Genomic DNA, 18,919 nt, shown 5'->3' with positions numbered 1-18,919 from the left:
TATTATAAATGTATCATTTAGAGAAAATTAAATTTGGTTTTAATTATAAGCTTTTTTAATACGGTCCAAATCACGTTTGGTGTCTTGTTCTTTTAAAGATTCACGTTTATCATAATTCTTTTTCCCTTTACAAAGGCCAATTTGTAGTTTAGCCAAACCTTTTTCGTTTGTAAATAGCTTTAAAGGGACAATCGTTAAACCTTTTGCCTGAACATTTTTATGGAGCGTTTTTAATTCTTTTTTATTTAAAAGCAATTTTCTTTCACTTCTGGATTTATGATTGAATTGATTTCCAAAAGAATATTCTTCAATATAAGTATTAATGGCAAAAAGTTCCATGCCACTGAATTCGCAAAAACTTTCGGTAATGTTTGCTTTTCCTAGACGTATAGATTTAATTTCTGTTCCCGCCAAAACAATTCCAGCAGTATAAGTGTCGATTATTTCATAATCGAATCGGGCTCTTTTGTTAAGTATATTGACTGATTTTATCATGGTTGCAAATGTAAGACAAAATTGAAAAATGTGGCAGTTAAAGATAATTAAAGTTTTTTTTTAATCTATGATTTTAATCAGCCTTAAGCAGAAAGCTTACATATAAGTTTGTCCTGTAATTAAAAAAAAACGAAATAAAATGAAAAAGATTGTAACATTAGTGAGTATGGTATTAATCGGTTTAACTGCTAGAGCTCAAGATTCGTCTCAAGGACTAAAAGGAGCTTGGTTTGCAACTTCTCAGTTTGGTTATCAGCAAACTAAAAGTGGAGATGTAAAAGGGACTAATTTATCGGTGCTCCCAATTGTAGGGACATTTATTACCCCATCTGTGGCTGTAGGTGCGGGAATAGGTTATATTAACATTAAATCAGATGGGTATCCGCAAGGAAGTACAGATGTTAAAACACTTGCTAAAACAGATTTATTTGTTTTTCAGCCTTTAGTTAGAAAATATTGGAATGTAGCGGGGTCTTTATATTTCTTCGGACAAGCTGCGATACCTGTTATCACTGGAAAAGAAAAAGAAAGCGACTTAAAAGTAAATCAAGTTGGAGTTTCTGTATCAGGAGGTTTTGATTATTTTGTAACTAAGAATTTCTCAGTTGAGTTTTCTTATGATTTAGTAAACTTCACTTCTACAACTCTAAAGCCAGAGAATGGAGAGAAAACCACTGTTACAAATTTTGGATTAGCACATGTTGCCAATGTTGATTCTTATTATAATACGGAATTGGGTGGAAGTGCTCCAAATTTAACAACCCCAATTTCTGTAGGTTTTAAATTTATATTCTAATTTATTCTTTATTTGATTAACGTAAAATTCTTTTAGTAATTTTGCAAAAAAGAAGACCGTACTTTTTTGAAGTACGGTCTTTTGATATTATTAAAAAAGTATAAGATGCAAAATCAATCCAAAGATCCTTTACACGGAATTACACTTCAAAAAATTGTTGAAACCTTAGTCGATTATTATGGGTTTGATACTTTAGGTGAATTAATTCCAATAAAATGCTTTAATTCAAGCCCAAGTGTAAAATCAAGTCTTACTTTTTTAAGAAAAACAGATTGGGCTCGTAAGAAAGTAGAGGAGCTTTACATCAAAACACTTCCTAAGTTAAGCTGATTTATAATTTGTATGAAATCATAACTCCGCCACGATACGGTAGCCACTCGCCACTTTTGTTCCAGTGCACTGCTTTTTCATATCTTCCTGGAGTTCCATCATTATAATATCCATGATAAAATCCTTGATGCCATCCACCACCTACAAAAAAGTCAAGTAAAAATTTATCACTTAATTTTAGATTATAACCTACTGTAGCTCCAATTCTATAACCGAAGCCATGCTCATACATGTTAGTGTCCCAATAATTCCATTTTTGGATGTCATATTTATCTGCACCTATATGAGCTCCCGCATAAAATCCATTGTATTTTTCTTTAAAATGATAACGAATTTCGGGAGTAACAGTAATAAATTTCATAGGGCTATGGCCATTAAAAGACTCCCAAAAAGAAGCCATTACATCGGCACTAAAAGTTGTTTTTTCTCCAATACTGGTTTCAATACCGATGTTCGGGATAGCCAATAAAGCCGTAGCTCCATTAAATTTTACAAAAGTCTGACTTTGCATTTGCACACAAAATAAAAGAACAATTAGGGCGAATAATTTTTTCATAAGATATTTTTGGAATTCAAAAGCAACTTTTTTTGCTGATTTTGAGCGCAAATATAACGTATAATGGTAGATAACTATTGGCTATAAGATTTTTTTAACAAGTATAAAAACCTACTTTTCTAATAATGAGTAAATTACCTTGTCTAAAAATTTTCCGTTCCAAAATTCTACTTCTTTTAGATGAGCTTCTTTAACAAAACCACATTTTTGCAATACCTTTTCAGAGGCATAATTTTCTGGATCAATTACGGCTTCAATTGAATGAAGCTTTAAAACTTCAAAGCCGTATTTAATCAGGTGATTTACTGCTTCTGTGACAATTCCTTTTCCATGATGATCGGGTGAAAGAATATAACCAATTTCAGCACGGTAATTTTCGGGTTGCATTCTATAATACCCAATAATTCCGATTAATTTAGAATCATTTTTAAATCGGACACTCCAGTTTATTCCTTCATTAGTATCAATTTTTTCATCAATCATTCTAATGAGCTCCAAAGCATCCTCATGATCTTTTGCCAGAGGTCTAGGAATATATTTCATGTTTTCAGGATTAGAGCGTAATTCAAAGACCTCCTGAACATCTTTATCTGTTAGTCTGTCTAAAATTAAACGTTCTGTTTCTATTATTGGAAATGGAGTAAAGTTAAAATCTAACATTTTGTTTTGTTATAATATAGTAATACTAAATTTTACACTGAAACTTTTGTTTCCATCGAGAATCAAAATTCCTTCTTTTTTGTATAAGTCGCCTGTGTTTTCATCAGTGTCTGAGTAACCTAGCCAAGGCTCAATGCAGATAAATGGTGCATTTTCTTTAGTCCAGATTCCTAAACTTGGAAAATCATTATAGCTGACTTTTACATACGGTTTTGAGTTGTTGCGAATAGTCAATGATTTGGATTCTAATGTTTTGAAAATTAAAGCGTCATTTTTGAAAAGCTCATAATTTAAAGGAACCGAGTTGTTTTTTGTTTCTAAAACTTTGGTCTTAGGAGAAATCAAATCGTTTTCAAGTAGATAATATTTTAAATTTTCCTCTTTTTCAAATTCAATAGAGTAGTTTTCAAAATGATCAGCAAGCGCAATAGCAGGATGCGCTCCAATTGAAAAAGGCATTTTTTCTTTTCCGTTATTTATTACTTTGTATTCAAGTTCTAATGCGTTTTCATTAAGTGTATAAATAAGTTGTAATTCAAACTCAAAAGGATATTTCTGTAATGTTTCTGCAGAAGATTTCAGGGAGAAAACAGCTTTATTCTCTGTTTGTTCAATCAATTCAAAATTCATGTCACGCGCGAATCCATGACGCGATAGGTGATATTCTTTTTCATTGATTGTGTAAGTGTTATTTTTTAAAGTTCCTACAATTGGAAAAAGAACAGGAGAGTGCTTGCCCCAAAAATCTGGATTGCCTTCCCAGATATACTCGTTGTTTTGATTGTCTTTTATAGAAAATAATTCGGCTCCAGCATGTTTAATAGAAGCTTTTAATATAGAATTTGAGATAGTTGTAGTCACAATGTTGAATCTAAAATGAATATTCTTTTAATAGATGTAAATATATTTTATAAAATTTATTTTTTTTAGGAAAAAGGCTTAAATTATTTTATTGGTAAAATTTTGCTAAAATTGAATTTATGTTTTGAAATATCTCTGTAAATAGCTTTTTTTTTCATTAATTTGCTACATAAACAGCTAAAAAATATGAAAAAGCAATCTGCAAAAGCCATTTTAACCGCGGCTTTATTTTTTGGGATTTCTTCAGTTTGGGCGCAGCAAACTCCGTCAGCGACAGCAGCAAATCCAGTAAACAATTACAATTACCATGATGCCTTTGGACCTCATTTCTACACCAAAAATGCTACATCAACACGTACTGCGAGCGGTGAGCCAGGAGTAGAATATTGGCAGAATAGAGCCGATTACCAGATTACGGCAAAATTAAATGGAACTACAAATGAGATTGTAGGGACAGATGAAATTACTTATACTAATAATAGTCCTAATAAATTGTCTTTTCTTTGGTTGAATTTAGATCAGAACTTATTTAAAGAAGATTCTAGAGGGAATGCTGTTGTGCCTTTAACAGGAAGCCGTAACGGTGCTCAAGGACAAGTTTTTGATGGCGGAAATAAAATTAAATCTGTAAAGGTAATTTCTGGAGGAAAAAACAAAACAGAAGTTGATGCTAAATATATAGTTACAGATACTAGAATGCAGATTTTCCTTCCTCAGGAATTGGCTGCAAAAGGAGCTTCTGTAAAAATTAAAATTGAGTTCTCTTTCATCGCACCTTTTGAAGGATCGGATAGAATGGGAGTTTTAGAAACCAAAAACGGAAAAATCTTTACAATCGCACAATGGTATCCACGTATGTGTGTGTACGATGATGTGAGAGGATGGAATACAGCTCCTTATTTAGGTGCATCTGAGTTTTACCTAGAATATGGTGATTTTGATGTAAAATTAACCGTTCCAGGGAATCACTTTGTAGTTGCTTCTGGTGAATTATTAAATGGTCAGGAAGTGCTTTCTGCAGATCATTTCAAAAAATATAAAGATGCGGCAAACAGTGATAAAACGGTAACAATTCGTTCTGAGCAAGAAGTAAATTCAGCCTCAAATGCAAATGCAGGAGCAGATAAAACATGGCATTATAAAATTAAAAATGCACGTGATTTCTCTTGGGCATCATCTCCAGCTTTCATATTAGATGGAGCAAAAATTAATCTTCCTAGCGGTAAAAAAGCATTAGCATTATCTGCTTATCCTGTTGAAAGTGCTGGGCAAGGTGCTTACGGGCGTTCAACGGAATATGTAAAAGCATCAATCGAACATTATTCTAAGCAATGGTTTGAATATCCTTATCCAGTAGCGACAAACGTTGCGGGGAATGAAGGAGGAATGGAATATCCTGGGATCGTTTTCTGCGGATGGAAATCTAAAGGACAAGATCTTTGGGGAGTTACAGATCACGAATTTGGTCATATCTGGTTCCCAATGATTGTTGGGTCAAACGAAAGATTGTTTGCTTGGATGGATGAAGGATTTAATACTTTCATTAACTCATTAAGTACTGCTGCATTTAACAATGGTGAATATAAAGAAGCGCCAACAAATTTGCATGATATGGCAGAACCTTTTACTAGACCTGACTTAGAAACGATTATGAGTTCTCCTGACAACATGAAGGAAGCTAATATTGGTATGTTGTGCTACTTTAAACCAAGTGCAGGTTTAGTAATTTTAAGAGAACAAATTTTAGGTAAAGAACGTTTTGATACTGCTTTTAGAACTTATATTCAACGTTGGGCATACAAACATCCGCAACCTGACGATTTCTTTAGATCTATGGAGAATGTAGCAGGAGAAGACTTAAGCTGGTTCTGGAGAAGCTGGTATGTAAACAACTGGCGTTTTGACCAAGGTGTTAATTCTGTGAAATATGTAAAAAATGATCCAGCTAAAGGTGCCGTAATTACAGTTGAAAACTTTGATAAAATGCCAATGCCAATTGTTTTAGATGTAAAAACAAAAAGCGGAAAAGTGACAAGAGTTAATTTGCCAGTAGAAATTTGGCAAAGAAATAATTCTTGGTCTTTCAAACACAATTCGACTGAAGAGATCGAAAGCATCACTTTAGATCCAGATAATGCTTTTCCAGACAACAATACGTCTAATAATGTTTGGACGGCGGGAAAAGGTAAAGTAGAAAAAGATATTATTTTAGATCCGTATATAGGAAACTACATTACTGCAAAATCGCCTTTAACAATTGAATTGACAGAGAAAAATAGTGTTTTAAATGCAGAACTTCCAAACTATCCTAAGTTTGCATTAGAGCCTGTTGCAAACGAAAAAGATACTTTCGAATCTGCTAGAGCTGGCTTAAAACTTAAATTTAATGAGGCAAAAACTGGTTTCGATTTGATACTTATAGGAAATGGGCAAGTTATTCCATTTACAAAAAAGTAATATTTAAAAAGTTTAATATCTTAAAAACCCGATAATTAGAATTAATTATCGGGTTTTGTATTTTTAGTATATTCACAAAACGTAAAAAAAATGTTAGAATTTTTATTTTTTGTTTTGAAAATAAAAAAATAATGTACTTTTGCACCGATGAATAAAATAAGTTTACATATAACTTCTTTGTCACGGACAAACTCACCGATTACTTCTCCCGAAGTACGGACACTATCTCTATAGTGTTCACTGAGTTTTATAGCCGTATATTTATTCATATCCATTTTTCATTTTGAAATCACATAATTTGTCCATTGGACAAACATATCCTAAAAGTATTTATTATTTTGTAAATTTTCTTGATCAAGTTTTTGATTTTGAGAATGTTACTTCTATTTTGCTTAATTTTATTGGATTCAATTCTGGATTTCAAACGAATCAATATGCTTTAATTTTTAACTCTAACTTCAATAATTGAAATGAAGATCTCTATTGTTGTTACCCAGGAAGAACACTTCAAATACGCACAAGAAATCTGCGATACGATAGAATCATCTGCCTTGCTAAGAGGCACGGGGATTGCTAAAAGAACTCCTGAGTACATTCAGAAAAAAATGGCAAACGGTGATGCAATGATTGCTTTGGCTGATGGAAAGTTTGCAGGTTTTTGTTACATAGAAAGCTGGCAGCACGGAAAATTTGTTGCGCATTCTGGATTAATTGTACATCCAGATTATAGAAGTCATGGTTTAGCCAAAAAAATAAAATCAAAAGTTTTTGAATATTCTTTGAAGAGATTCCCAGATGCTAAAATATTTGGAATTACAACTGGTTTGGCTGTAATGAAAATTAACTCTGAATTAGGTTATAAGCCAGTTCCGTTTTCAGAATTGACAACCGATCCGAGTTTTTGGGCAGGCTGTAAAACATGTACAAACTATCATATTCTGCAAAGCAAAGAAAACAAAATGTGCCTTTGTACAGGAATGTTATACGATCCAAAAGAAAAACAAAAAACACCGCCAAGACATCCTTTTAATGAGGCTGTCTTAAACAGACTTAGAAAAATAAAACAAGCTTTATTTTTAAATAAAATATTGTCATTGTTTGTTTAAGTCAAATTAATTAGAAAAAATCTCAAACTGCTAAATACGAAAGTATTAGCCAAAATTATAAAAAATGAAAAAAGTAGTATTAGCTTATAGCGGAGGATTAGATACCTCGTATTGTTTGAAATATTTAAAAAATGAAAAAGGATACGAAGTTCACACTGTACTTGTAGATACAGGAGGATTTTCTGCTGAAGAATTAACAGCTATTGAAAAAAGAGCTTATGAGTTAGGAAGTGCTCAGCATGCCAACTTAACGATTTTAGACAAATATTACGATAAAGCTATCAAATACTTGATTTTCGGAAACGTATTAAAAAATAACACATATCCATTATCAGTAAGTGCTGAGCGTGTTTTTCAAGCAATTGAAGCTATAAAATATGCGAAAAAAGTAGGAGCAACTGCAATCGCTCACGGAAGTACAGGTGCAGGAAACGACCAAATTCGTTTCGATTTGATTTTCCAAACTATTGCTCCAGAAATCGAAATTATTACTCCAATTAGAGATTTAAAATTATCAAGACAAGAAGAAGTTGATTATTTGGCTCAAAACGGAGTTCACTATTCTTGGGAAAAAGCACAATATTCTATCAATAAAGGACTTTGGGGAACAAGTGTTGGAGGAAAAGAAACTCTAACTTCAAGTCAGCCATTGCCAAGTGAAGCGTATCCTTCGCAATTGCAAAAAGAAGGTGAAGAAAAAGTAACACTTCATTTTGAACAAGGAGAATTAGTTGGTTTAAACGGAAAAACAGATAAACCATCAAACAATATTGTAGCTCTTGAAAAGCTGGCAAGTGCTTATGCAATTGGTAGAGATATTCACGTTGGTGATACAATTATCGGAATTAAAGGAAGAGTTGGTTTTGAAGCTGCTGCTCCGTTAATTATTATCAAAGCACACCATTTATTAGAGAAACATACTCTTGGAAAATGGCAGCAATACTGGAAAGAGCAATTAGGAAACTGGTACGGAATGTTATTCCACGAAGGTCAGTTCTTAGATCCAGTAATGAGAAATATCGAAACTTTCTTGCAAGACACACAAAAAACAGTAAATGGAACGGTAACGGTTTCATTAAAGCCATACCATTTCTCACTTGACGGAATTGAATCTGAAAATGATTTAATGAACACAGGTTTCGGTCAATACGGAGAAATGAACAATGCCTGGACATCTGACGATGCAAAAGGATTTATCAAGATTTTAGGAAATGCACAAAACATATTCTCATCTGTAAACAAATTAGATCATGATTAATGTCGGAATTATTGGTGGTTCGGGCTACACGGCCGGAGAACTCATCAGAATTTTAATGTATCATCCCAAAGTAAACATCGATTTTGTTTACAGTACAACAAACGCTGGGAAACCGCTTTCGATAGCGCACCACGATTTGATGGGCGATATTGAAATGAATTTCACGGATGAAATCAATCCAAATGTGAATGTTGTTTTTTTGTGTTTAGGTCACGGAAAATCAATCTCATTTTTGAAAGAAAATCAGTTTGCGAGTCATACCAAAATTATTGATTTAGGAAATGATTTCAGATTGAATAAGGATGCTCATTTTGAAGGAAAAGATTTCGTTTACGGTTTACCTGAAATCAATAAAGCCGAAATCAAAAAGACAAATTATATCGCCAATCCAGGTTGTTTCGCAACCGCTATTCAATTGGCATTATTGCCTTTAGCAAAACATAATTTGTTAAATAATGATGTTCATATTAACGCGACAACCGGAAGTACAGGAGCGGGGGTAAGTCTTTCAGAAACTTCTCATTTCAGTTGGAGAAATAATAATATGTCACATTACAAAGCTTTTGAACACCAGCATTTAGGTGAAATCGGAGAAAGCTTAGTTCAGTTGCAAGACGATTTCGACAGCGAATTGCTTTTTATTCCGAATAGAGGAGATTTTCCAAGAGGAATTTTCGCGACGCTATATACATTATGTGATGATAGTTTGGAACAATTGGTTGCTAAATATGAAGAGTTTTATAAAGATGAACCTTTTGTAACCGTTACAACAACAAACATCAATATGAAACAAGTGGTGCAAACGAACAAATGTATTATTAGTTTATTGAAAAAAGGAAACCGGGTTCTCATAACATCAATTATCGATAACTTAACCAAAGGTGCTTCAGGACAAGCGATTCAAAACATGAATTTAATGTTCGGTTTAGAAGAAACCACAGGTTTACATTTGAAACCAAGCGGATTTTAGGAAAAAATTGTTTCAGGTTTCAGGTTTCAAGTTTCACGTTCTGTCCGTGACTTGAAATAGATACAAAGAAATATAAACAAGTTTCAAGTTTAAAGTTTCACGTTGCAAGTTAACTTGAAACCTGAAACCTGAAACAAAATAAACAAAAAAATGAACTTATTCAACGTTTACCCATTATACGACATAACTCCAGTAAAAGCAGTAGATTGTACAATTATTGACGACAAAGGAGTAGAATATTTAGATTTATACAGCGGACATGGTGTGATTTCTATCGGACACACACAGCCGGATTATGTAGCAAAATTAAAGAATCAGATAGATAATTTAGGATTTTATTCGAATGCAATTCAGAATCCTTTGCAGGTAGAATTGGCTCAAAAATTAGGAAAACTTTCTGGTCTTGAGGACTATGAATTATTTTTATGCAGTTCTGGTGCTGAAGCAAATGAAAATGCTTTAAAACTAGCTTCTTTCCACAACGGAAAATCAAGAGTGGTAGCTTTTCATAATTCTTTCCATGGAAGAACTTCTGCAGCCGTTGCTGTTACAGATAACAAAAAAATTGTTGCACCAATAAATGCACAGCAAGTAGTTACTTTTTTACCATTAAACCAAATAGAATTAGTTGAAGCTGAATTAGCGAAAGGCGATGTTACAGCAGTAATTATAGAAGGAATTCAAGGAGTTGGAGGTTTAGATCAGGGAACAACTGAGTTTTTTCAAGCTTTAGAAAAAGTATGTAAAAAACATGATGTTGTTTTGATTTTAGACGAAGTACAGTCAGGCTACGGAAGAAGCGGTAAATTCTTCGCGTTCCAACACCACGGAATCAACGCTGATATTATTTCAGTTGCAAAAGGAATGGGGAATGGTTTTCCTGTTGGAGCTATTTTAATTTCTCCAAAATTCGAAGCAAGTTTCGGATTATTAGGAACTACTTTCGGCGGAAGCCACTTGTCTTGTGCAGCAGGAATTGCAGTTTTGGATGTAATTGAAAAACTAGATTTACAAAAGAATGTAAACGAAGTTTATGAATATTTCTTAGGAAAAATCAAAGAAGTTGAAGGCATCAAACAAGTAAAAGGAAAAGGATTAATGCTTGGAGTTGAATTTGATTTTGATGTTGCCGCTTTAAGAAAGAAATTAATCATCGAAAAACACATTTTTACAGGAAGTGCGAACAATAAAAATCTATTGAGAATTTTACCGCCTTTAACTGTGAAAAAAGCTGATATTGATACGTTTGTAAAAGCCTTGAAAGAAAGTTTAGAAGAGCTATAATGTTAATTTGTTTAATCGTTTAACTGTTTAATTGACTAAACAAATTACCGATTAACCAGTTAAACGATTAAACCAACTAACCAATTAAACCAAAAAAAATGAAACCATTATCAATTGAAACACGCAATGCGGTTTTGCGGACCATGGCAAAGCTGGTCGAGCAGGAGCGGAATGAGATAATCCTGACCAATCAGGAAGATCTTGCCGATTACGACGGCTCAGATTTAGCAATGGAAGAACGCTTAAAAGTAGATGATAAAAAAGTTGACGAAATGATTTTATCATTAAACCAATTGGCTTCTCAAGAAGACCCCATTGGCGTTGAGCGTTTTCATTTTACTCATGATAATGGAATAAAAGTGGTTAATAAAACGGCTGCTTTTGGAACGATTTTAATTATTTATGAATCTCGTCCTGATGTTACAATCGAAGCGGGCGGAATTGCTTTTAAATCTGGAAATAAGATTTTATTGAAAGGTGGGAAAGAGTCTTTAAAATCAAACTTGAAGATCGTAAGTCTTTGGCATAAAGCTTTAGAAGAAAACGGAGTTTCGAAAGACTGGGTGGAATATCTGAACTATAACAGAACAGAAACTCAAGCTTTCTTAGAAAAACCAACTCAAAAAGTTGATTTAATTGTTCCAAGAGGTGGAGAAAAACTAATTGAGTTTGTAAAAGCGCATGCAACCTGCCCAGTAATCGTAAGCGGACGCGGAAATAATTTTGTTTACGTTCATGAAGATGCAGATACAGATTTAGCCTTAAAAGTAATTTTAAATGCTAAAACAGCTAAAATTTCAGCTTGTAATGCATTAGATAAAGTTTTGATAAATTCTAAACTGCCAAATTTTGAGGGTTTCGCGGCAATGTTAATTGAAGCTTTAATCGAATCAAAAGTAGAAATTATTGTAGATAAATCTTTAGAGAATTTTGAAAATACAAAAACTATTGAAAACGAAGATATTTGGTACGAAGAGTTTCTAGATTATAAAATTGTAATAGGAACCATCGATTCTCAGGAACATGCCATTGATATGATTAATAAGTACTGCGGAGGACATTCTGCAGCAATTATTACAAGAGATAACGAAGTTGCACAGCAGTTTATGGAATCGATAGATGCAGCAGCGGTGTACCAAAATGCTTCAACCCGTTTCACAGACGGCGGACAATTTGGTCTTGGTGGAGAATTAGCAATAAGTACTGATAAATTGCATCAACGCGGTCCAATTGGTCTTCAACATCTCGTAACAAATAAATGGTACGTTTACGGAGAAGGACAGATTAGATAATTTTAGATTTTAGAGTTCAGATTTTAGATTAAAAAAACTTAGAATCTCAGCATCTTAGAACCTTAGCACCTTTAAAAAAAATGGGTAAGAAACGGATTTTATTAAAAATAGGAAGTAATACATTAACCAAAGAAACCAATCATATTTCGCGGGGAAAGATTGAAGACCTCGGAATACAGATTGCAGCTTTAAATGACGAATATGAGTTTATCATAGTGAGTTCAGGAGCAATTGCGGCAGCAAAGCAGTTTGTGAAATTGGATAATCAGGATAAAGATGTTTTTGTAAAACAAGCTTTGGCTTCAATCGGACAGCCTCATTTAATGCGGATTTACAATGAAAACTTCAAGGATTTAGGATTAAATACTTCACAGTGTTTACTTTCTTATTCTGATTTTGAAAAAGAGCAGACCAAAAAGAACATCGTAAATACCATTAATGTATTAGTCAAAAATAATTACATTCCGATTATTAATGAAAATGATACCGTTGCGACAGATGAGATTCGGTTTGGAGATAACGACAAATTAGCAGCTTTAACAGCGGTTTTGCTAAATGTTGATATTCTGATTATTGCTACCAACACAAACGGAATTTACACAAAGAATTCAATTCACGATGAAAATCCGGAGACGATAAAATTGGTAAATGATTTAAAAACGCTCGAAAAAGAAATCGGCGATTCAAAATCATCACACGGAACAGGGGGAATGCAGTCCAAAATAGAAGCAGCCGCAATTTCAAAAGCAGCCAATATCGAAACCTGGATTGTCAATGGGCTGAATGATAATTTTATTTTAAAAGCATTAAAGGATGAAATTCCGTTTACTAAAATAATCTAAATGAGTCAATTAGAAAATTAGAAAATTAGATAATGCACAATTATCAAATTTTCTAATTATCACATTATCTAAATTAATAAAGAAAACAAATGAACTACATATCAATAAAAGACATCAACTCATTATCAAAATGGGTAAAACAAGCGATTAAAATCAAAAAGAATCCGCTTAAAAATCAAAGTTTAGGAAAGAATAAAACTCTTGGAATGTTATTCTTCAATCCGAGTTTAAGAACCCGTTTGAGTACTCAAAAAGCAGCTTTAAATTTGGGAATGAACGTTATGGTAATGAATTTTACCAACGAAGGATGGACATTAGAATTCGAAGACGGAGCGATTATGAATTCTGGTGCTTCAGAACATATCAAAGAAGCTGCAGAAGTAGTTTCTCAATACTGTGATATTATTGCGATTCGTGCTTTTGCAGGTTTAGTAGATAAGGAAAAAGATTATCAAGAGACTGTAATTGCAGGATTTTTGAAATATGCTACAGTGCCAATCGTAAACATGGAAAGTGCTGTTCGTCATCCATTACAATCTTTGGCAGATGCCATTACAATGGAAGAATTTAAAACGAAACACAAACCAAAAGTGGTTCTGTCGTGGGCGCCGCATCCAAAAGCTTTGCCTCAGGCAGTTGCAAATTCTTTCGTAGAAATGATGCAAATGCAAAAAGATATGGATTTTGTAATTACTCATCCAGAAGGTTATGAATTGAGTCCAGAAATCACAAAAGACTGTAAAATTGAATACGATCAAAACAAAGCTTTTGAAAATGCCGATTTCGTTTACGTTAAAAACTGGAGCAATTTCAACGATTACGGAAAAGTAACCAACAGCGATCCAAATTGGACGGTTACAGCCGAAAAAATGGCTTTAACCAACAACGGAAAATTCATGCACTGTCTTCCAGTTCGTCGTAATGTAATTGTAAGCGACGAAGTTTTAGACGGAGAAAATTCAATCGTAATCGAACAAGCGAATAATAGAACTTATTCAGCACAATTAGTTTTACAAAAGATTCTTAAGAAAATATAATTTTTTGAGGTGCTAAGGTTCTAAGTTTCTAAGATGCTAAGAAACGATGAGCAAAAACCTTAGTCCCTTAGAACCTTAGCATCTTAGAACCTCAGAAAAAATGAAAGTATCAGTAATCAAAATAGGTGGAAACATCATCGATAATCCAGCAGAGTTAGAACAATTTTTAACCGATTTTTCTAAAATTGAAGGCTATAAAGTTTTAGCTCACGGTGGTGGAAAATCAGCTACAAAGATGGCGCAGAGTATTGGTTTGGCTCCGCAAATGATTGACGGGCGACGAATTACAGATGCTCCAATGTTGGATGTTGTAGTCATGATTTACGCTGGACAAATCAACAAACATATTGTAGCGCAGTTACAGGCAAAAGATAATAACGCAATTGGTTTCTCAGGAGCTGACGGGAATTTAATTCAATCCACAAAAAGAAATCACCCAACAATCGATTACGGATTTGTAGGCGATGTAAAACAAGTCAACACCAAATTACTGGCAACTTTATTAGAAGCAGGAGTTGTTCCTGTTTTCTGTGCCATCACACACGATAAAAACGGACAATTATTAAACACCAATGCCGATACTATTGCAAGTGAATTATCAATTGCATTGTCAGAAGTTTTTGATGTTACGCTAACGTATTGTTTTGAAAAACAAGGTGTTTTGCAAGATTCAGAAGACGATTCATCTGTAATAAAAGAAATCAACGAAGCCTTATACAATAAGCTGAAAGAAGAAAAAGTAATCCATTCTGGAATGATTCCAAAACTGGATAACTGTTTCAATAGTCTATCAAGAGGCGTACAGAAAATCAAAATTGGACATCACAGTATGCTCCAGAATTCAGATATTCCGCATACAACGATTACATTATAAAAAATGTTGCCACGAATTGACATTAATTTTTGCTGTTAAAAGACAAAATAATTTTAGATATACATCAAAAAGTTTATTTTGATTTTAAATCTGTGATAAAAAAATAATGTTTGAAAATCCGTGTAATTAGTGGCAAAAAAATAGAGCGCACGAGGTATTTTAAATAAATTTGCGCAAGTAAAAATGGTCAAAGGAAAGCTCAAAAACTTTGTTGCTTTGTCCCTTTGAGCCTTTGAACCTTATTAAAATGAAAAATATAGATACGCTTACCCAGGAAGCAATTAGTTTATTAAAAAGCTTAATCGAAACTCCTTCATTCTCAAGTGAAGAAGACCAAACAGCTCTTTTAATCGAAAATTGGTTCAATCAGAATGAAATTCCTTTCAAGAGAGAAAACAACAATGTGTGGGCTTTCAACAAATATTTCGACGAGAATAAACCAACACTTTTACTAAACTCACATCACGATACTGTACGCCCAAATCAGGCATATACCAACGATCCGTTTAAAGCAATCGAAAAAGATGGAAAATTATTCGGATTAGGGAGTAATGATGCAGGCGGATGCTTGGTTTCGTTATTAGCAACCTTTGTACATTTCTACGAAAATCAAAATCTTTCTCACAATATTGTAATTGTAGCTTCTGCCGAAGAAGAAAGTAGTGGAAAAAATGGTTTAAACAGTGTTTTAAAACATTTACCAGAACTAGATTGCGCAATTGTAGGAGAACCAACTTTAATGCAGTTAGCAGTTGCAGAAAAAGGATTGTTAGTTTTAGATGTAAAAGTAAAAGGAACCGCAAGCCACGCCGCACATCAAAATGACGACAACGCTTTATACAAATCAATTCCAGTAATGGAATGGTTTAAAAACTATAAATTCGACAAAATCTCTGATGTTTTAGGTCCCGTAAAAATGACCGTAACGCAGATTAATGCAGGAAAACAGCACAATGTCGTGCCGTCAGAATGTGATTTGGTTGTAGATATTCGTGTAACAGATCGTTATACAAATGCTGAAATTCTAGAAGTTGTAAAAGTAAATGTAAATGCCGAAGTGACGCCAAGATCAATGCATTTAAATGCTTCTTCTATTCCAGTTGCACACGGTTTGGTTCAAGCAGGAATTGCTTTAGGAAGAACAACGTATGGTTCGCCAACACTTTCAGATCAATCGGTTTTAAGCTGTCAGTCTTTAAAACTTGGACCAGGAGAAACATTGCGTTCGCATTCAGCAGACGAATTTATTTTTGTAAATGAAATTGTAGAAGGAGTCGATTTGTACATTAAAATACTAACCGATTTCTTTAAATTATAAGAAAAGAAAAACCGCCACGAATTCACGAATTTTATGTTCAAAGATTTGAAAAAATTAATTCGTGAATTCGTGGCGAAAAAAAAACATAATCTATGAAACTTTGGGAAAAAGGAATACCAACAGATAAACAAATCGAACAATTCACCGTTGGGAACGATCGTGAACTGGATTTAGTTTTAGCAAAATACGATGCTTTAGGTTCAATCGCGCACGCCAAAATGTTGGGACAGATTGGTTTATTAACTGCTGACGAAACAACATCTTTAGTTGATGCATTAAACGAAATTATCGCTGATATTGTAGTTGGAAATTTCGAAATCGAAGACAGTTTTGAAGACGTGCATTCTAAAATCGAATATCTTTTAACAGTAAAACTAGGCGATGCAGGAAAGAAAATCCACACCGCACGTTCTCGTAACGATCAAGTTTTAGTCGATGTTCATCTGTACTTAAAAGATGAATTAAAAGCAATCAAAGAGCAGGTAAAAACTTTGTTTGATTTGTTGATGGAATCGGCAGAAAAACATCAAAATGTACTATTGCCAGGTTATACACATTTACAAATCGCAATGCCATCGTCTTTCGGAATGTGGTTTTCTGCTTACGCCGAAAGTTTAATTGATGATATTACAATGTTGAACGCTGCGTCTAAAATTGTAGACCAAAATCCGTTAGGTTCTGCTGCAGGTTATGGAAGTTCTTTCCCAATCAACAGAACCTTTACAACGAAAGAATTAGGCTTCGAAACCTTAAAATACAATGCCGTTGCAGCACAAATGAGCCGCGGAAAAGCAGAAAAAACGGTTGCTTTTGCGATGACAAGTGTTGCAGGAACATTATCAAAATTTGCGATGGATGTTTGTTTGTATATGAGTCAGAATTTCGATTTCATTGGTCTTCCAGCACATCTTACAACAGGTTCAAGCATTATGCCTCATAAGAAAAACCCAGACGTTTTCGAGTTAATCAGAGGAAAATGCAATAAGATTCAAGCACTTCCTTACGAGATTACTTTAATTACGAATAATCTTCCAAGTGGTTATCATAGAGATTTACAGCTTTTAAAAGAAGGTTTATTTCCAGCGATTCAAAATTTGAAAGCTTGTTTGGATATTGCTATATTTTCAATAAAAGATATTACGGTTAAAGATCATATTTTAGAAGATAAAAAATATGATTATTTGTTTACGGTAGATACTTTAAACGAAATGGTAGTAGAAGGAATGCCGTTTAGAGATGCTTACAAAGCAGTTGCTGAACAACTAGAAGCAGGAACATACAAATCTCCAAAAGAAACAAAACATACGCATGAAGGCAGTATTAATAATTTATGTCTTGATGCGATTAAAGATAAAATGAAAGCTGCTTTTTAATGTTTTCGTGAAATTGTAAAAAGTAAGCAGTAAAAAGCAAAAGGTCATTGATTATTTCAATGACCTTTTGCTTTTTTTAAGGTTTAATTTTTTACGAGTTTAAAAGTTTTGCTTCTGTTGTCTATTTGAACTTTGCATACATAAATGCCTTTTGCAAGATTTCCGACGTTTAATTCTAATTTTTCATCTGGAGAAACATTTTGGGAATGTGAATATATTTTTGATCCATTAGATGAAAACAGATTCACTTCAGCTAAACCATTATCAGAACTTGAAAAATAGATATTTAACAAACGATTTATAATTGATGGATAATACTTCAAATCCAGATTATTTACATTGTCGTTTAGTCCTAAATTATTGCAGCTTGTAGATACGGCACCTTGAGCGGTAACCTGAAGCGTTGCACCAGCACCGCATGAAGCGTTCGAAATATATCCTGCAACATTACCGATAGGCAAAACGCTATACATGTATGAAGGTTTTGTTACTGCTGTTCCTGAATTGGTTGGAGCATTCAAACAATCTGTAAAGGCAATTCCAATTGTGCCGCCGTCAGTACTCACGTAATTTTTAAAAGCAGTTCCGATTTTAGCAAAATCAGTCCCTTCTACGTAACAAGTTGTATTATTGCTTCCACCGCCTAAACCAATTGCAAGTGAACCCGATACAGAAGTGTTATAATAGCAATTCAAAATATGAAGTTCAGCATTTCTGGCTCTTGGCATTCTTTCTTTACAGCCTTCTGCCCAGTAACAGTTTTTAAAAGTAATGCTATAATGCCCGTCAGAAGGAGCGTCGGTTTTAGAAGAACCTACTAAGTCAGAAAAACGGTGATCATCGGCACCGCCAGACCCTCCAGCTTTTGGTGCTTTTAGATAAATAAATTTACACCATGAAACCGTTACGTTATCAGCAGCGCCTTTGTTGTCAAAATTTCCGTCCATTCCGTCCTGAAATTCACAATGGTCCACCCAGATATTAGTCGCTTCTGAAGTAAGATTATCACGTCCGTCAACATCGTAAGCGCCTGGGCCCTCAAAAATTAAATTCCTTATGATAATATTATTTGAACCTGGTTTAAGATTTAAAATTCCTGAACCGGCTGCAGTTTGATCCAGATTAACCAAACGAGCACCAGGAAGTCCGATAATAGTTTTGTCATTTACTTGAAGACTGGTGTAAGTGCAATTTATGGTTCCCGAGACCAAAATTACTTGCGGAGTAGTTAATTTTAATTTTGCTATTAAATCAGTCAGGTTTGTTACAGTGACAGGAGTAGCTGTTCCTCCGCCAGTTGCAGATGCACCAAATCCTTCAGGAGCGCTCATGTAATAATTTTGAGCAAACAAAAAGGAGCAAGGCAGAAGCAATGCTAATAAAATAAGTTTTGTTTTCATTTTAAGCGTG

Annotated in this window: 19 protein-coding genes; 13 read left to right on the top strand and 6 right to left on the bottom strand. The window is 33.8% G+C overall.

Annotated features, from left to right (window positions below):
• Positions 1-39: 39 nt before the first annotated feature.
• On the bottom strand, positions 40-495 hold the full coding sequence (gene smpB / locus AAYQ05_RS11105; protein ID WP_177209986.1) for an SsrA-binding protein SmpB: 456 nt from the start codon (positions 493-495) through the stop codon (positions 40-42).
• A gap of 139 nt (positions 496-634) precedes the next feature.
• On the opposite strand from smpB, the gene AAYQ05_RS11100 reads away from it, so the two are divergent.
• Both AAYQ05_RS11100 and AAYQ05_RS11095 read left to right on the top strand, forming a co-directional pair.
• Positions 635-1,291 carry a hypothetical protein gene (locus AAYQ05_RS11100; RefSeq protein WP_343543345.1) on the top strand — a complete coding sequence of 219 codons (657 nt, stop codon included), beginning with the start codon at positions 635-637 and terminating at the stop codon, positions 1,289-1,291.
• Positions 1,292-1,396: 105 nt separating this feature from the next.
• Positions 1,397-1,621, top strand: coding sequence for a VF530 family protein (locus tag AAYQ05_RS11095; protein ID WP_343543343.1), 225 nt, complete (start codon positions 1,397-1,399; stop codon positions 1,619-1,621).
• Between the two features lies 1 nt (position 1,622).
• Here AAYQ05_RS11095 and AAYQ05_RS11090 read toward each other — a convergent pair whose 3' ends face one another.
• The 3 genes from AAYQ05_RS11090 to AAYQ05_RS11080 form a co-directional block, all read right to left on the bottom strand.
• A complete protein-coding gene (locus AAYQ05_RS11090; RefSeq protein ID WP_343543341.1) occupies positions 1,623-2,177 on the bottom strand; it encodes a DUF3575 domain-containing protein in 555 nt (184 codons plus the stop codon).
• A gap of 111 nt (positions 2,178-2,288) precedes the next feature.
• A complete protein-coding gene (locus tag AAYQ05_RS11085) occupies positions 2,289-2,837 on the bottom strand; it encodes a GNAT family N-acetyltransferase (protein ID WP_343543340.1) in 549 nt (182 codons plus the stop codon).
• A gap of 9 nt (positions 2,838-2,846) precedes the next feature.
• Positions 2,847-3,698, bottom strand: coding sequence for an aldose 1-epimerase family protein (locus AAYQ05_RS11080; RefSeq protein ID WP_343543339.1), 852 nt, complete (start codon positions 3,696-3,698; stop codon positions 2,847-2,849).
• Between the two features lie 186 nt (positions 3,699-3,884).
• Here AAYQ05_RS11080 and AAYQ05_RS11075 point away from each other — a divergent pair, with 186 nt between their 5' ends.
• Entirely contained in the window at positions 3,885-6,155 is a 2,271-nt protein-coding gene (locus AAYQ05_RS11075) for a M1 family metallopeptidase (protein ID WP_343543338.1), read from the top strand.
• Positions 6,156-6,196: 41 nt separating this feature from the next.
• Here the strand turns inward: AAYQ05_RS11075 and AAYQ05_RS11070 are convergent, their stop codons facing one another.
• Complete coding sequence (locus AAYQ05_RS11070) at positions 6,197-6,424, bottom strand: hypothetical protein (RefSeq protein WP_343543336.1); 228 nt, start codon at positions 6,422-6,424, stop codon at positions 6,197-6,199.
• Between the two features lie 201 nt (positions 6,425-6,625).
• Between AAYQ05_RS11070 and AAYQ05_RS11065 the strand changes: the two genes are divergently transcribed.
• The 10 genes from AAYQ05_RS11065 to argH all read left to right on the top strand — a co-directional run bounded on the left by AAYQ05_RS11065 (position 6,626) and on the right by argH (position 17,509).
• Positions 6,626-7,261, top strand: coding sequence for a GNAT family N-acetyltransferase (locus AAYQ05_RS11065; protein ID WP_111423417.1), 636 nt, complete (start codon positions 6,626-6,628; stop codon positions 7,259-7,261).
• Positions 7,262-7,325: 64 nt separating this feature from the next.
• Positions 7,326-8,519, top strand: a complete 1,194-nt coding sequence (locus AAYQ05_RS11060) for an argininosuccinate synthase (protein WP_073409232.1) — start codon at positions 7,326-7,328, stop codon at positions 8,517-8,519.
• Positions 8,512-9,489 carry an N-acetyl-gamma-glutamyl-phosphate reductase gene (argC, locus tag AAYQ05_RS11055; RefSeq protein WP_343543333.1) on the top strand — a complete coding sequence of 326 codons (978 nt, stop codon included), beginning with the start codon at positions 8,512-8,514 and terminating at the stop codon, positions 9,487-9,489. Before AAYQ05_RS11060 ends, argC begins: the two co-directional genes overlap by 8 nt.
• Positions 9,490-9,639: 150 nt before the next feature.
• A complete protein-coding gene (locus AAYQ05_RS11050; protein WP_343543332.1) occupies positions 9,640-10,773 on the top strand; it encodes an aspartate aminotransferase family protein in 1,134 nt (377 codons plus the stop codon).
• Between the two features lie 98 nt (positions 10,774-10,871).
• A complete protein-coding gene (locus tag AAYQ05_RS11045; protein WP_343543330.1) occupies positions 10,872-12,065 on the top strand; it encodes a glutamate-5-semialdehyde dehydrogenase in 1,194 nt (397 codons plus the stop codon).
• A gap of 80 nt (positions 12,066-12,145) precedes the next feature.
• The gene (gene proB, locus AAYQ05_RS11040; protein ID WP_343543329.1) at positions 12,146-12,907 is read left to right on the top strand and encodes a glutamate 5-kinase; all 762 of its coding nucleotides are present in this window, start codon (positions 12,146-12,148) and stop codon (positions 12,905-12,907) included.
• A gap of 89 nt (positions 12,908-12,996) precedes the next feature.
• Complete coding sequence (locus AAYQ05_RS11035) at positions 12,997-13,944, top strand: N-acetylornithine carbamoyltransferase (RefSeq protein WP_343543328.1); 948 nt, start codon at positions 12,997-12,999, stop codon at positions 13,942-13,944.
• 100 nt (positions 13,945-14,044) lie between these two features.
• Complete coding sequence (gene argB / locus AAYQ05_RS11030) at positions 14,045-14,818, top strand: acetylglutamate kinase (RefSeq protein WP_343543326.1); 774 nt, start codon at positions 14,045-14,047, stop codon at positions 14,816-14,818.
• A gap of 247 nt (positions 14,819-15,065) precedes the next feature.
• Positions 15,066-16,136 (top strand): M20 family metallo-hydrolase, encoded by a 1,071-nt coding sequence (locus tag AAYQ05_RS11025; protein WP_343543324.1) that lies wholly within the window; start codon positions 15,066-15,068, stop codon positions 16,134-16,136.
• 92 nt (positions 16,137-16,228) lie between these two features.
• Positions 16,229-17,509, top strand: a complete 1,281-nt coding sequence (argH, locus tag AAYQ05_RS11020; protein WP_343543323.1) for an argininosuccinate lyase — start codon at positions 16,229-16,231, stop codon at positions 17,507-17,509.
• Positions 17,510-17,592: 83 nt separating this feature from the next.
• On the opposite strand, the gene AAYQ05_RS11015 is transcribed toward argH, so the two are convergent.
• Positions 17,593-18,909: a pectate lyase family protein gene (locus AAYQ05_RS11015; RefSeq protein WP_343543322.1), complete on the bottom strand. Its 1,317-nt coding sequence runs from the start codon at positions 18,907-18,909 to the stop codon at positions 17,593-17,595.
• Between the last annotated feature and the right edge of the window lie 10 nt (positions 18,910-18,919).

The sequence above is a fragment of the Flavobacterium movens genome (genome assembly GCF_039581425.1).
Lineage (GTDB): Bacteria > Bacteroidota > Bacteroidia > Flavobacteriales > Flavobacteriaceae > Flavobacterium > Flavobacterium luteolum.
The sequence above is the reverse complement of the archived record's forward strand: the minus strand, read 5'-3'. Positions and strand labels throughout refer to the sequence as shown.